At 71.6% G+C, this 16,173-nt stretch carries 3 protein-coding genes; 2 read left to right on the top strand and 1 reads right to left on the bottom strand.

Features of this window, described 5'->3' with window-relative positions:
* Positions 1 to 128 precede the first annotated feature (128 nt).
* Positions 129 to 2,075: a malto-oligosyltrehalose trehalohydrolase gene (treZ, locus tag WMF14_RS38700; RefSeq protein ID WP_437794683.1), complete on the top strand. Its 1,947-nt coding sequence runs from the start codon at positions 129 to 131 to the stop codon at positions 2,073 to 2,075.
* A complete protein-coding gene (locus tag WMF14_RS38695; RefSeq protein WP_437794681.1) occupies positions 2,065 to 4,137 on the top strand; it encodes an amylo-alpha-1,6-glucosidase in 2,073 nt (690 codons plus the stop codon). The genes treZ and WMF14_RS38695 overlap by 11 nt, the downstream gene beginning before the upstream one ends.
* 815 nt (positions 4,138 to 4,952) lie before the next feature.
* Here the strand turns inward: WMF14_RS38695 and WMF14_RS38690 are convergent.
* Positions 4,953 to 16,172, bottom strand: coding sequence for a LysM peptidoglycan-binding domain-containing protein (locus WMF14_RS38690; RefSeq protein ID WP_437794678.1), 11,220 nt, complete (start codon positions 16,170 to 16,172; stop codon positions 4,953 to 4,955).
* Position 16,173 lies beyond the last annotated feature (1 nt).

Below are 16,173 nucleotides of genomic sequence, written 5' to 3'. Positions count from 1 at the left end.
GCTCCTGATCGCTCTCAGGCAGCTCCGTAAGGCACGTTGCGCTCGACAGCTGAGCAGTGACAGCGGTAGCGTTGTCATGTGCATATCGGCGCTGGACGTCATCTGTGTTGAGCCTAGAATTCATTTCAATGCTGGAGTTCAAGACGGAGAGGCGGTTGCCCATCGGCGCGGAAGTGCTCACCGGGAAGGGAGTCCACTTCCGTGTCTGGGCGCCGGGCCGGCGCAAGGTCGAGGTCGTCCTGGAGGCCGGGCCGGGGAGCGGCGGGGCCGCCCCGCTGCGGCCCGAGGAGGGCGGTTACTTCGCGGGGCTCGTCGCGTCCGCCGCGAGCGGCACCCGCTACCGGTTCCGGCTCGACGACGGCGAGGCGCTCTATCCCGATCCCGCCTCGCGGTCGCAGCCGGAGGGGCCGCACGGGCCCTCCGAGGTGATCGATCCCGGCGCGTTCTCATGGAGCGACGCGGCATTCCGGGGCGCGCCGCTGAAGGGGCAAGTCGTCTACGAGATGCACATCGGGACCTTCACCCGGGAGGGCACGTGGGAGTCCGCGGCCCGCGAGCTGCCCGAGCTCGCGCGGATCGGCGTCTCCCTGATCGAGCTGCTCCCCATCGCCGAGGTCCCCGGCCGCTTCAACTGGGGGTACGACGGCGTGAACCTCTTCGCGCCGACGCGCCTCTATGGAAGCCCGGACGATCTCCGCCGCTTCGTGGACGCGGCGCACCGCGCCGGGATCGCGGTGATCCTCGATGTCGTCTACAACCACCTCGGTCCGGACGGCAACTACCTCGGCCAGTTCTCCGCGGACTACTTCACCGATCGTCACAAGACGGACTGGGGAGCGGCGATCAACTTCGACGGCCCGCGATCCGAGGCGGTGAGGGAATACTTCATCTCCAACGCCGGCTACTGGATCGACGAGTTCCACCTCGACGGGCTCCGGCTCGACGCGACGCAGAACATCTACGATGGCTCGAAGGACCACATCCTCGCCGCCATCGCGCGCCGCGTGCGGGAGGCGGCGAAGGGCAAGGAGACGTTCCTCGTGGCCGAGAACGAGTCCCAGGAAGAGTGGCTGATCCGCGCCGCCGAGCGGGGCGGCTACGGGCTCGACGCGATCTGGAACGACGATTTCCACCACAGCGCCAAGGTGGCGCTCACCGGCCATAACGAGGCCTATTACAGCGATCACGAGGGTTCGCCCCAGGAGCTCCTCTCCGCCCTGAAGCACGGGTTCCTCTTCCAGGGGCAGCGCTACCACTGGCAGAAGCAGCGGCGCGGGACGCCGGCGCTCGGCGTGGATCCGGCCCGCTTCGTCCTCTTCCTGGAGAACCACGATCAGGTCGCCAACACCGCGCGAGGCGAGCGGCTCTGCCACATCGTGAGCCCAGGCAGGCTCCGGGCGATGTCGGCGGCCCTGCTCCTCGCCCCGGGGACACCCATGCTCTTTCAGGGGCAGGAGTTCGGGTCCTCGGCGCCGTTCCTCTTCTTCGCCGACCACAACCCCGAGCTCGCCCCGCTCGTGCGCAAGGGCAGGGCGGAGTTCCTCGAGCAGTTCCCGTCCTGCGCGGCGCCCGAGGTCCGCGCGCAGCTCGACGATCCGAGCGACCCGCGGACGTTCGAGCGCTGCAAGCTCGATTTCTCCGAGCGCGAGCGCAACGCCGCCATCTACGCCCTCCACGAGGACCTCATCGCGCTCCGCCGGCGCGATCCGGTGATCCGGGCCCAGCGCCCGCGCGGCGTCGACGGGGCCGTCCTCTCGGCGCACGCCTTCCTCCTGCGCTACTTCGGCGACGACGGCGACGACCGGCTGCTCCTCGTCAACCTCGGGCGGGACATCCACCGAGGGTCGTTGCCGGAGCCGCTCTTCGCCCCGCCGCCGGGGCGCCGCTGGGAGACGTCGTGGTCCAGCGAGTCCCCCCGCTACGGGGGCCAAGGCAGCCCACCTGTCATCACCGAGGAGGGCGTCCATATCCCGGGCGAGGCGGCGATCCTCCTCCACCCCGTGGTCGGGACGCCGGTGCCCGAGAAGACGAGCGCCAACCCGCGCCCGGAGGAGCCCAAGAAGCATGTACGCTGACGAGATCTGCCGGAGGATGGTCTGGTCCCGGGGCGCCGCCCCCACCTCGCAGGACGACGCCGAGCGCGGCTCGGACCCGCTCACGCGGGAATGGCTCGTCACGAACGGCCTCGGCGGTTACGCGTCGGGCACCGTCTCCGGCGCGGTGACCCGCCGCTTCCATGGACTGCTGATCTCCGCGCTGCCGGCCCCCCTCGGCCGCACCATGATGCTCAGCGATCTCTCCACCCGGATCTTCACCGCGGACGACAGGGTGTACCAGGTGGGCGGTCAGGAGCCCTGGCTCGACGACGGCGGCGCGCAGGTCATCGATCTCGCCGAGTTCCGCCTCGAGGCCGGGCTCCCCGTCTGGCGCTACGAGGGCGCGGGGATGGCGATCGAGCGGCGCCTCCTCATGCCCCACGCGCAGAACACGGTCCATGTCACGTACACGCTCGTCGAGGGGACGGGGCCGGTGCGGATCGAGCTCCAGCCGTGGGTGAATTTCCGGCCGCACGAGGGCGCGCTCGATCGGCCGGTGGCGGGCCCCTATGCGCTCACCGTGGTCGAGGATCGCTACGAGCTCGCGTCGCCGAGCGACCTGCCGCCGCTCCGGCTGAAGGTCCAGGGCGCTCGGGCCGAGTTCAGGATCGAGAGCGCCCGGCTGCGCAACGTGCGCTACCGGATCGAGCAGAGCCGCGGATACGACGCCGTGGGCGAGTTCTACAGCCCTGGCCGCTTCAGCCTGGAGCTCCCGGTCTCCGGCAGCGTGACCCTGATCGCGTCGACGGAGGCCTGGGAGACGCTCAACGCCCTCTCCACGGACGAGGTGCAGCGCGCGGAGCACAAGCGCCGGACACGGCTCCTGCTCGCGGCGGCGCCCCAGGTCCGCACCGGGCCGGCGGCGGAGCTCGTCCTCGGCGCCGATCAGTTCCTCATCAGCCCCGCCGGCCGCGTCGAGGACGCCGCCCGCGCCCGGGCCGCCGGGGACGAGGTGCGCACCGTCATCGCGGGCTATCACTGGTTCACCGACTGGGGCCGGGACACCATGATCAGCCTGGAGGGGCTGACGCTCGTCACCGGGCGCCACACCGAGGCGGGCTACATCCTGCGCACGTTCGCCCATTACGTGAAGGATGGGCTCATCCCCAACATGTTCCCGGAGGGCAAGAACGACGGGCTCTACCACACCGCCGACGCCACCCTCTGGTTCTTCCACGCGCTCGATCGCTACCTGGCGACCACCGGGGATCGCGAGACGCTCCGGCTCATCCTCCCCACGCTGATCGACATCGTCGAGCACCACACCCGCGGGACGCGCTTCGGGATCCGCGCCGACCCGCAGGACGGCCTGATCCGCCAGGGGGAAGAGGGGGTTCAGCTGACCTGGATGGACGCGAAGGTCGGCGATTACGTCGTCACGCCACGCCGGGGGAAGGCCGTGGAGATCAACGCGCTCTGGTACAACGCCCTGCGCCTCATCGAGCGCTGGGCGCGCGAGTCCGACGGCGACGGCGCGGCGAAGCGCTACGGCGTGGCCGCCGAGCAGGTCAAGGCCTCCTTCAACCGGCGCTTCTGGTCCGAGAAGCACGGCTATCTCTATGACGTGATCGACGGCGAGCAGGGCGTCGACGACGCCTTCCGGCCAAACCAGCTCCTCGCGATCTCTCTGCCTCACCCCGTCCTCGACCCTGCGCGCTGGAAGGGGATCGTCGATCAGGTGAAGGAGCGGCTCTGGACGCCCGTGGGCCTCAGGTCGCTCGCGCCGGGGCACCCGGACTACAAACCGAAGTACTTCGGCGACCTCCGCGCCCGGGACATGGCCTATCACCAGGGGACCGTGTGGGGGTGGCTCATGGGCCCGTTCATCGACGCCTGGCTGAAGGTGTATCCCACCGATCTCGCCGGGGCGCGGCGCTTGCTCGAGGGCTTCGCGCCGCACCTCGACGAGGCCTGCGCCGGCTCGATCAGCGAGATCTTCGACGCCGAGCCGCCGTTCACGCCCCGCGGGTGCGTCGCCCAGGCGTGGAGCGTGGCCGAGGTGCTGCGCGCCTACGCCCGGACGGCCCCCTCGGGGGGCTGAGCATTCCCTCGAATTGTTCGAGAAAAAATTCACAGGGAGGCGGGGAGACGGGGAGCGTGCGACCAGGCAAGGCTGGTCCCGAGGGAAAGGAGTGAGCGGTAGCTTCTGAAATCGGGTTTTCGCTGTTCAGCGGGTGCGAATCCCGCCCGGCCAAGGTCACGCTTGACCAGCCGGAAGCCAGCCTTGCGGCGCATCGTCGGGCACCGCAACTACTTCGGCGTCAACGGAAACCTGCGGAGCATCGCGCTTCTGATCCGTGCGGCCGAACGGGCATGGCACAAGTGGCTATGCCGGCGGAGCCAGCGTGCGCACCTGAACTGGAAGCGGTTTCAAGAGCTGCTGCGGGATTTCCCGCTGCCTAGAAGGGTCTGACGTGAGAATTTTCGGCAGCTACCCGGAATGCAGGGCAGCCGCGGCTCTCTGGGCCGTCGTCCCGCTCGTTGCGCACGCGGGGCGAGCACCCTCCACGATGGCGAGCTTTGTTGGGCAGAACTCCTCGCCATCAAGAAGCCTGCTCGATGAGAGAGGCTGCGGCATCAACGGGACTGCGCGATAATACCGGGGAGGGCACCGCCGACCCGCAGACCGGAATGCATCGCACGGAGGCTCGTCATGCTCGGGCTGCGGGCCATCGCGAGGGCCTGGGCTGGCGTACCGCGGATCCAGGGACGAACTTAGGGAACGCTGTACTAGGCTGCGTCGCGCCCGTAGGGTGGCAAACTCCGGCCCGCAGAAAGGCTCCAGCCTTCCGGGAGATTGCTGAGGCAGCATCGGCTCATCCCGCCCGGTCGCGACACCGTGGTGTTAGAGAATGCTCACGCGCTCTCCGTGTCAACAAGCCCATAGCGAACCGAGCGCACCGTGAGCAGCGGTTTGTCGCCGAACCCCGCAGCCTCGGAGAAGAGGCTGACGTCAAAGAACACCGCAGCGTTCGTGTGCGACGGCTGCACGGTGCGATCCCAGTCCGCCACGAAGCCGGCCAGCTCCGCCGCGAAGGCGTCGATCTGCGCCCCGCCGTCGCCGTTGATGACGAGCTCGACGCTCGGCACGAGGGCGGCCGGGAGGTGCGTGGAGATGCTGCCCGCGCTCCCGACCCTCGAGGCGCGGCCGCGCACCGCGGTCGCGGCCACGGGCCGCGTCAGCTCGTACCCATAGCTGGCGGCGACCCGGAGCACGCGCGTGCTCCCTGCAGGCGCCGCCGAGCGCGCGAGCAGCGCGACGAGGAACGACCGCAGCGCGGCCTTCAGATCGCCGATCGAGCCGCTGCCGACGTCGAAATCCGAGGGGACCAAGAGGCGCGGCACGAGCGCTGAGGAGAAGCTCGTGTACGGCGTGCTGTAGATGAAGAGCTCGCACGTCGTCTCCCCCTCGATCAGGTCGGCGTTGCGCTGGACGGCGACGCCCGTCTCCACGTAGGGAATCATCACCACGTCGAGCTTCGACAGACGGACCCGGTACACGAGCGAGATCCCCGCCGGGACCTTCGGCGGGTACTGGTAGACGCCCGTCGCGCCCGAGGACGACACGAACTGGAGCGGGCGGAACCCCTGGCAGTCCCCGGTGTCGACGGCGAGCTGGGGCCAGAGCGCCATGGGGTTCCCGGCCTCGGCGACGAGGTCGAGCTGGACGAGGTCTCCGGATCCATCGTCGGTGTGCAGGAGCGTGTAGGTGTACGCTCCAGGGGCGATCTCGTCCCTCTCGCGCACCGCCGAGAGGCGCGCGGGCGGCTTGGGCACGAGCGCGTTCGATGGCCACGCCGCGGCCACCGCGGAGGCGATCGCGGCGAACGCCGCCACGGCGTTCTGGACCGCGAGGTCGGGCGGCGCGCCGGGAGCGCGCGTGGTCAGCAGCGCCAGATCGCGCTGCAGCGCCGGGTAGACCGAGACGAACTGGGCGAGGGCCGCGAAGATGGGGTCGTCGCCTGTCCGCGCGATCGCGCGGTCGCCCGCGCCGAGCTCGACCCCGATCGAGAGCCGCAGCCGGCCGGTGTCCTGAGCGGCGTCCTGGCGCGAATACGCCGCGTCCGCATCCCAGCGAGCGAGCTGGTCGACCGCGTCGTACGGCGCGCCGTACGACGCGGTCGCGGTCTGCGACACGAGCGTCGGCGGCAGCGGATACGCGCGCAGCGGGATCGGCAGCGTGGCGCTGTCGATCTTCCCACGCTTCTCACGATCGCCCCCGATCGGGTGGACGAGCGTGAGCCACCGCGACGGCTGGTACCCGTCGGGATCCGGCGCCCCCGACGGCACCTCGATCGCGCCCACCGCGTAGTCGAGATCGACCGTCGCGCTGCGCTGCTCGGCCGCCGACTGTACGGTCAGGAGGAACGTCAACGGCGCGGGATCGGCCGCCGTCGTCCGGGCGAGAGGCACCTTCGCGGTCGAGAGCGACGCGTTGCGGACGGGCGCGCTCGACGCCGGCTGGGTGAGCGTCGCCTTCCCGGAGAGGCGCGGAGCGGTGACGGGATCGGTGTACCCGGAGGAGACGTCGACCGCGGCCTGCACGAGGCTCGTGATCGAGTACGCGCTCGAGAGCGTGACGAGCAGCGCCTGATCCATCGCCGCGATCGCGGCGGCGCGGCGCGGATCCGGGTCGCCGTACTCGCCCGGGCCGCCGCCGTGCATGACGTACTGGACGCGGCCGGCGATCGACTGCGCGAGGCGCTGCTTGGCCGCGACGATGCGCTCGAGGTCGTCCAGCGACGCCTCGCTCGCAGGGACCGCGTAGACGGGCGAGAGCATCGTGTCCATCGCCGCGAGGAACGAGGCGCCCCACACGTCGAGATCGATCGAGGCGAACACGATCGGCAGCGGCGTGCCGGTCAGGCCCGCGCCGGAGACGTAGGGCGTCACCTGCGCCGTCCCCGATACGAGCGACGTCGAGAGCGGCGGGATCGCGAACGAGCGCAGCGCGGACGCGCCGCGGAGCTGGAAGGCGATCTGCGGGCCGTAAGGGCCGGCGAAGTTGACGATCCACAGGGTCCGGTCGCTCGCGTCGTCCGCCTCGGTCGGCGGATCGCCGGTCGCGACGCGCACGCCGGGGAGCGCGGCCTCGACCGCGGTCGCGAGCGCGTCGAGCGACAGCGCGCTCGCCCCCGCGCCGCCGGCGCCGGTGTCGGGCGGCACCTCGAAGGCGCTGGTCGCGACGCTCGCGGCGGCCTTGAAGGCGTCGGCGATCCACGCCGGCGTGCGCGCCTCGGTCACCGTGACGCCGAGGCGGACGATCGGACCGGCGAACGACGGCGCGATCGTCGCGCTCACCGCGTTCTCGACGGCGACGGGCAGCAGCAGCGCGCCCGGCGGGACGAGCGCGACGTCGGCGATCGAAGGCGCGAGATCGTCGATCGATGGCGCCGGCGCGCCCGGCCGGGCGAGGCGCCCGAGCAGCGCGTTGAGCGTGTCGTCGGCGAGGGTCACCAGGGCGACGCCGCCGAGGGAGAGCGACACGCCCGGCGCGACGAACCCGAGCACGGCGGCGTTGGCGCGCGCGACGCGGGCGGCGTCCGGGGCGCCGTCCGGCGCGATGAGCCCGTAGCGCGCGGCGATCCGCGCCAGCGTGTCCGGCGCGCCGCCTTCCTGGGCGATCGCGATCATCGGCGGGCACAGCCACAGCCCGCCCTCGCGCGGAAGGCTCGGCGTTGACGCGTTGTCGCGCGCGAGGCTCCCGGGCGTGACCGTCGCGCCGATCGCCGCGAACGCGGCCGCGAGCGACGCGAAGGTCGAGCTCGCGTCGGTCTGGACCGTCCTCCCGGTCGCCGCGTCGCGCACCGTGATCCCCGCGGCGAGGAGGCCGGGGCGGTCGAGGTTCAGCGCGCCGAGCGCGGCGGGGTCGTCACCGGCGAACTTCGCCGCGATCGTCGCGAGATCGGCGTCGGTCGCGAGGGCGCGATACGCCGAGCAGCGGTCGGCCCCGTCGTTCGTCACCGTCGCCGGGATGGTGAGCTTCGCCGTGGAGGCGAGGATCGCGCCCTGGTTGACGGCGGGCGGAGTCGCCGGCTGGAGATCGAGGTAGAGCGCGCGCCCGAGCGCGCCCGGCGACACGCCGTGCTGCGCGGCGAACTGGGCGATCGTCACCCCGTCGCCGCTCGGCGACGAGGCCGAGCCGGGGCCGAGGAAGAGCGATGTGCCGGCGGCGTAGAGATCGGCCAGGTCCTCGTTGGCGGCGGCGAGCGCGGTGATGGTGAAGCCGAAGCGCTGCTGCAGCGCCCCGAGCGAGTCGCCCGGGAGCGGGGCGACGTCGTCGATCGTCAGCGTCACCGGCGTGCGGAAGAGGCCCGCCGTGGTCTGGTTCGCGACCGCGATCTCGCCGATCGTCACCGGCAGGCCGAGATCGCCGAGCTTCTCCGCCAGCGAGGTGAAATCGTCGCCGCTCGTCGTCACCGCGACGCCCGCGACGGCGATGGAGAGCCCGTCGGTGAGGGGCGCGGTCGGGTTCGCCTGGGCGATGCCGGCCACCGACGCCTGCGTCGCGGCGGCGAGGGTCGCGAGCGCGTCGTCCGCGCCCGGCTGCACCGTCCGCGCGGGCGCCGCGAGGACGACCGTCGTGGAGAGCGCCGCCCACGGGTTCTGCCGGGCGAGCATCACGGGATCGAGGGTGTTCGCCGCGGCGATCGAGGCCAGCGAGTCGCCCGCCACGGTGGTGTAGAGCGCGGGGATGGAGAGCGCGGCGCCGCCGAAGACCGCCGCGTAGAGGGCCTCGCCGTTCGCCGCGAACAGGTCCGAGAGGGCGATCCCGTAGGTGTCGGCGACGGAGCCGATCGTCGTCGCCGCGCTCGAGGGCGCGAAGACCACAGGCTGCGTGGCGCGGAGCGCGTCGAGCACCACCCACGCCCCCGCCACGAAGTCGCGGAAGGGTTGAATGGGCAGATCGTGCAGGATCGGCGCGCCGCCGCCCTCTAGCGTCGTGGCGAGCGCGAAGCCGACGTCGGGCTGCGCGATCTGGTAGTACACGCGCAGGTACGTCGCGAGGTCGGCCCCGACGTTCTGCGCGGCCCGCGCGCTCGAGAGCGCCGCGGTCGGCAGGTACCGCTCCGTCTGCATCGAGAGGCGCAGCCCGATCGAGGGGCTCCCCCCGCTGCCCCCGGCGAGCGAGTACCCGGCCGCGCACGACGGCCACTGCCCGAGGCCGACCAGATCGTCGACGTAGCGCACCGGCTGGGTCAGCGAGCCGCCCCCCGGCACGGGCATCGTGTTGCCGAACGGATCGTGGAAGGCGAACGCCAACGTGACGGCCGCGCCCGGTGCGACGCCGGCGTACGGGCTCTCGGCCGCCGCGGGCAGCGCCGGGCTCGCGCTGCCGTGGCGGCCGAGCGCGAACGGCGCGATCGCGATCGCCTGGTGGTAGTCCCAGCGCGTGTTCGGCGCGCCCGGCGGCGGGGCCCCGCCGCCCTCGGTCGGGCGGCTCTGCGCCGGCCCGACCGGGATCCCCTCGCCGCTCTTCAGGAAGCCGGGATCGCCGCTCGCGTTCGGGACGACGCGGTGGCCGAGCATGTGGAAGAGCTCGTCGAGGATCGCCGCGCCGTCCATCTCGGTCAGCGCGCGCGCGTTGCCCGGGTCGGGGTGCGCGCGCGTGAGCTGGAAACCCGCGCTCCCCGCGGGGATCGCCGCGGTGCGCGCAAGCGCGCCGGGGTAGAGCTGGACGAGCCCGGTCGGCGCGAGGATCGGCGCCGCGGCGTTGCGGCCGAACGCCGCGAGCGCCGCGGGAGTGAGGCCGCTTCGACCCGCGAGCGTGGCGAGCGTGTCGTCGATGCGCACCGCGTCCGTCTTGCTGCCGCCCGCGCCGTCCGGGACCTCGACCGTCGCGCCGGGCCGGAGGAGCTGCGGCACGTCGGCGTTGAGCGTGGCCACCGCGCCCGCGTCGAGCGCGATCCCGAATCGCTGCTCCGCGAACGCGGCGGCGTCGGCGAGCGCGCTCGGCGCGGCGACGAGCCAGGTCGCCGCCTCGACAAACACGTTGCTGCTCGCCGCGTCCACGTTGTCGCCGACGATCGCGCAGTTGTTGAACGGGAGCATCGGCGGGTGCGCCGTGTTCTGCGAGTCGAGCACGACGAGCAGGGCCAGCTCCGCGACCGGGCCGCTGGTGAACAGCGCGCCCGGCAGGCCGGCGCCGCCGCTCGCGTTCACATAGCGCAGGGAATAGCCGCCGCTGCGCGCGATGGAGGCGTCGCGGATGAGCCGCAGGAACGCGCCGGCGCTCGTGATCGGGGCGACGTGCGCGGCCGCGCCGTCGTCGCGGACGAGGAACCGGTTGCGCAGAGGCCGCGCCGCTGCGCCGCTGTGGCTGAGCGTGGACAGGTTGGTCTGCACCAGCGCGGTCGCGGGGGCGAGCTGATCGGAGAGCAGGCCGGCCTCGGCCCCGCCGGCCGGGCTCGGCGGATAGAGCAGGTACAGCGTGGCGCCGTCGTGCGTGAGCTGCGCGTCGATCGCGTCGAGCAGCGCGATCCCGTCGCCGTCAGTCCCGACGACGGACACGATCGTCGCCGCTGTCTCCGCCGCGGCCTCGTCCGCCGGGAGCTGCTGCACCGAGAACCGCAGCAGCGTCGCCCACGCGAACCCCTTCGCGTAGGTCACGGTCATGCCGTCTGCGCTCTGGTGCGTGCCGATCGCGACCGTGTAGGGCGGCTGCCGCGCGCCGTCGGCCGCGAGCCGCGCCACGAGCGGATCGGGGAACACCCACAGATCGGGGTTGCCCGCGACGTTGCCGAGCTTCACCGGGTTGAACACCGCGCCGTCCGGCAAGGCCGCGGGCTGCCACGCGATGTGCTGCTGCAGCGTGGACCGCGCCGCGGCCAGGCGGAACAGCGGCAGCGCGGAGAGCTCCACGGACGGCGCGAACGCCGCGCCCGCGATCTCGCCGATCACCGCGATCTGCTCCGGCGTGAGCTCGAAGCCGAGCGTCCCGGGGAGCGACAGACACGGCGCCGCGACGCTCTGATCGAACGCGATCGTGTAGCCGGCCGGCGGCGGCGAGGTGATGGCGATCTGCTGCCCGGTGAGCGCGTAGAGCGGGAGGGTGGTGATCGCGCCCAGCTTGGCCGGATCGCGCATCTCGGCGATCGTCAGACGCTCGAACGCGCCGTCGCTCGGATCCGGCAGGCGCAGGCCCGCCAGCAGGAAGCGCGAGGCCATCGGCGCCAGCGTCGTCCACTGCGTCGCGGCGAGCCCTGGAACCAGCGCGTCGAGCGCCATCTCGGTGACGTCGGCGACGGTGACCGCCGCGCCGGGAGCGAAGATCGCGAGCGCGCCGGCGCCGTCGATGGCCGCCTCGATCGCCTCGAGCGTCAGGTTGAAGAGGGCGGCGATCGACGCGAACGTGTCGCCCGCGCGGACCTCGTAGGAGAGCGGCGGCAGCGCCAGGAGCGCCTGCGGCGCGAGCAGGTTCACCTCGGGCGCGACCGCCAGGAGCGCGGCGATCACCGCGTCGAGATCGGTCAGCAGGCGGGTAGCGAGCGACGCGGCCGTCTCGCCGGCCCAGATCGCGCGGGTCATCGGCGGGAGCGCGATCGTGGTCCCCGGCGGCTGCGGCGCGCTCGGATCGGTGACCGTCAAGGTGTTGTGCGCGAGCACCCACGCCACCATGCCGAAGAGGTCGACGCGGCTCTGCTGGATCGCGATCGACGTCGCCGCGACACGGATCAGCGTGTCCCCGGCCACGGTCGCGTACGCCGCGAAGGCCGCGCCCGGCGGCATCGCGAGCTGCGGGCGCCGCGCCGGGTCGATCGGCAGGTTGAGCGCCGCGATGGGATCGGTGCCGGCCGGGAAGAGCCCCGCGTTCCCGGGGAGCGCGAGGATCTCCTGGGCGAGCGGCTGCAGGCCCGGGAACCCCTGCACGAACGGCGCGCCGGCCGCGCGCACGGCGAGCCGCGCGAGCACGAGGTTCAGCGTCTCGCCCGCGAGCGTGGTCCACGACAGCGAGGCGAACGTCACCGCCGCCCCGCTCCTCAGCACCCCAGCCGCGCCCGCGTTCTGCGCGGCGATCTGCTGCGCCGTGATCTGCGCGCTCGCCGGGAGCACGGCGTTGAACGCCGCGGCGATCGACGCGAAGCTCTCGCCGAGCTTGATCTGGTGGTGCACGCCGTCGAGCGCGATCGGCGCGGCCGGCGCCAGCACGGCCTTGTCGCGGTTCGCCGGGACTACCGCGATCGCGGAGAGCCCGGGGGCGCCGAGCTGCGCGCGGATCTCGGCCAGCCCGAACGGCTGCTTCGAATCGGCGTACGCGAAGGCGTAGCCGTGCAGCACGTCGCCGGCCGCCTTGACGGCCGCGCGGAGGAGCATGGCGAAGTACTGCTCCAGCACGACCTGCGCGATCGGGGTCGTACCCCCGATCGCCGCGCGCGCGCTCGGTCCCGCGGCGCCGCCCTGCTGCGCGACGAACTTCTCGTAGTCGACGGCGAGCAGCGCGAAGTACGCCCGCATCTTCTCGAGCGTCGTCTCGTCGAGCGGGTTGAAGCTCGCGAAATCGATCGGCGGCGCCCCGCCGGCCGTCACCTTCAGCACCGGCGGCATCGGGAACACGCCGACCCCGGTGTCTCCGCCGCCGCCCGCCTGCGGCGCACTCAGCGAGAAGCGGTAGTTGCGATCGAGGAAATCCGCGAGGTACGCCGTGTAATCGATCGCCGAGGCCAGCGCCTCGTCGTCAGCGAGCGCCCGGTTCGCGAGGGCCACGTCGTCCGCGTCGACCCGGCCGTCGTCGACGGGCTTGCCGAGGCTGGCGCGCGCGTTGGCGATCGCCCAGCGCACGAGCCCCTCGAGCACGTCGCCGACGCCCGGCCCCGCCGCCCCGTCGAGGGGCGCGGCGTGCGCGGCGAGCGACCCCGCGCGCGCGGGGATCCCGTCCTCGATCCCGAGCAGCAGGATCATCGCCAAGCCCCCGCCGGCCCTGGTGAAGGCGGGCATCGCGCGCAGCGGGACGGCGCGAGGGCTCGCGAAGACCGCGCGCGCGCTCCAGGCCAGCGTCACGTCGCCGGCCGCGAGCCGCGCCGCCATGCGCGCGAGGCGCTCGTGCCGCGCGAGCCCCGCGAAGAAGCGGCGCTGCGGCGCGTGCACCGATCCGCGGCGCGCGAAGAGGTGCCGGCTCGCGCTCCCCGAGGGCTGCGCGAGGGTCCACGGCGCCGGCGACGCCGAGCCGATCGTGAACGAGGCGCTGATCGTCGCCTGGAAGGAGCAGTGGATGGTGAAGAAGACGATCTTGACGCTCACCTCGACGGAGACGCTCACCGACAGCGAGATGTAGATCGGCTGGTGCGCCTCGATGACGAGGGTGGCGCTCGCGTACGCGGTGATGGAGACGCTGGCCTGGACGATGGCGAAATCGATCGACCCGTAGAGGCGGCCGGTGATCGCGATCGTGCCCTGGAGCCAGTAATACTCGTCCTTCGGCGTCGCCGCGTCGGTCGGGTCGAACCACCCGATCGCGCCCTGCAGGACGCCGACGACGGTGACCGAGAGCCCGCCCGTGAGGATGCCCTCATCGATGGTCTTGCCCACGCCGACCGAGAGCGCGATCCCGAGCTCGATCACCGGGCTGAAGCGGCCGTTCGTGATCCTCGGAACCCGGCTCGAGGTGTCCCCGTCGAGCAGCGCGAAGTAAAAGCCGCCGTAGCCGATGAAGGGGAAGACCTGCAGGCAGAACGAGCTCGAGAAATCGAGCCCCTTGGGGAAGCCGAGATCGACCCGGAAATTGCCGTTCGTGTAGATGTCGAGCACGACCACCGGCAACGTCAGCGACACCTCGCCAAACTCGAGGTGTCGCATCGCGTCGGGCAGCTTGAGCTCGATGTGATAGACACCGATGGTGTCGGTGACCTTGCGATAGAGGATCTCGAACTTCAGCCCCGCGAAGCTCTTGGCGCGCTCCCCCGAGAGCGCGATGAGGATGCCGTAGAGGTTCGGGTCGTTGAAGACGAAGGTGAGCTTCAGGGTCTGCAGGAGGGTGAAGTCGGCGCCGACGAGCCACCCGCTGTCCTTGGCGAAGCGCAGGCCGCCCTTCGACGTGAGGTTGGGGAGGTTCGAGCCGCCCGCGGGCAGCGCGAGCTTCTCCATCTTGTCGATGGCCTCCTCGACGCTCTGCGGCTTCCACGCCGGGTCGAAGGAGACGTGCTGGCCGATCCCGACGTAGCGCAGATCGAACATCTTGTCGCCCGCCCCCGGGACCGCCGGCGGGTTCTCGTTGATCGGGTCCCACGAGAGCTTCGGGTTCGACGAGCCCGTCCCGAAGCGCACGCCGAGGAAGGTCCCCGAGATCTCGATGCGCGTGGTGCTCGGCCCGGTCGGGTTCTTCTTCCAAGAGAGCGCGAGCTCGGTGATCGAGAGGAAGCCGAGATCAACCGAGGCCTCGTAGGCGAGCGAGACGACCTTGTTGGTGACGTCGACCCGGAGGACGAAGGCGTCGAGGCGAACGTCGAGGAGCTTGTCCCATGGCGCCCCGAACGAGACGTCGTACGTGGGGTCGACGAGGTGGACGAGGTGCCCGAGCATCGACCCGACCGTCTCGTCGACGAGGTGCAGGGTGAAGACGGTGCCGACCGCTCGGTCGTTGCTGAGGACGGCGTCGACCTGCGCGCTGATCGGCCCGAGGCTGATCTGTCCGTCGAGCGTCGCGGTGTACTTCTTCGTCGCCCCGGAGGTGTCGACGGTGACGTGGATCGCCATCTGCCGGAGCGCCAGGATCTGCGCGCCGAAGAGGGAGAAGCTCGCGTCGGCGACGGCGCCGATGCCGAAGATCTTGGCGGCCTTGTTGATATCGATGGTGAAGGCGCTGACCGCGATCTGGAGCAGATCCTCGGGGACGGAGATGCCGCCGTCGAAGAGCTTGTCGGCGACGTCCTTGAGGGAGAGCGCGATCGGCGCGCCGCTCTGGTGGCCGCTGATGCGCAGCCTAGGCAGCTCGACGGTGACGTCGAACCGCATCTTCTGATCGTAGTCGAAGCCGGCGTGGAGCAGGATCGTCTGCGCGACACGCCCAGCGAGGAAGACGACGTTCCAGGTGCCGTCGAGGGTGAGCGTGTAGTCGCCCCACAGCGTCCACGGCTGCAACGTCCCGACGCTCAGCGAGAGCGACGCGACCTTCGCGCGCGTCGTGAACGTCATGGTGTAGCCCAGAAACCCGAACGTATCGAAGTATCGCTTCAGCTCCAGGGCGGGGCCGCTGAAGAAGCCGTCCCACGTCTGCCCCGCGACCAGCGATCCGAGTGTGCTGAGGCTCATGCCGCCGGCGACGGGCAGCACCATAAGCTGCAAGATCGGCGTGCCGACGCCGACGATGGGCATCCCCACCAGCACGTCGGCGGAGCCGCTGCCCAGGGTGATCGTCGCGCCCAGGAAGATCTGCACAAATTCCGAGGTGGTGCTGTCGTCCCTGGTCTGCTGCGCGTAGACGGCGCCGATCCGCGGGTTGATCAGGGTAATGATGTCATCGATCCCGAACTCCGGAATCCCGAGCTCGGCGTCGAGGCTGAAGCTCAGATCCTGCCGATCGTCGCGCGTGATGCGGCCCGCGAGCCTGTAGCGGTTCGAGAGCCCGAGGAGCGCCACGAGCGGGGTGAAGAAGCCCGTCGGGGCGACGTCCGCGGAGAAGCGGAGCCCGGGATCCGCGCCCGCGTTGGAGAAAGTGAGCTCGGGGTCCTCGAGATCGAAGCTGTCGTACGGCTGCTCGGCAAGGACCGGGAAGCTCGTGCTGAACACCCAGGGGACGGCGGCGCCGGTCGCCGCCGTGCGCGTCTCCACCGCGAGCGAGATCTCGATCGTCGTGTCGAAGGTAAAAGCGATCGAGGCGCGGCGCCCTGCGAGGTTGAGGAAGCCGTCCGCCCCCGAGGGGATCGCGACGTCGTCCAGCGTGAAGCCCGAGGGCGGCGGCGACGGCGGGATCTGCGCCGGATCCGTGCGGAGCAGCAGAGTCCCGTCGGCGCGCTGGAGGTCGCGTCGAATCAGGGCGTCGAGCCCCGTGATCTGCAGGAGCGCATCGTTGATGCGGAGGAGGCCCCCGGGCGCAGACGACTGCGAACGAAACACGTCGGCGAGCTGCTGCGAGGTCAGCATT

It is taken from the genome of Sorangium sp. So ce693 (assembly GCF_051521375.1).
GTDB classification, from domain to species: domain Bacteria; phylum Myxococcota_A; class Polyangia; order Polyangiales; family Polyangiaceae; genus Sorangium; species Sorangium atrum.
This window is presented reverse-complemented; position numbering and strand designations above follow the sequence as displayed.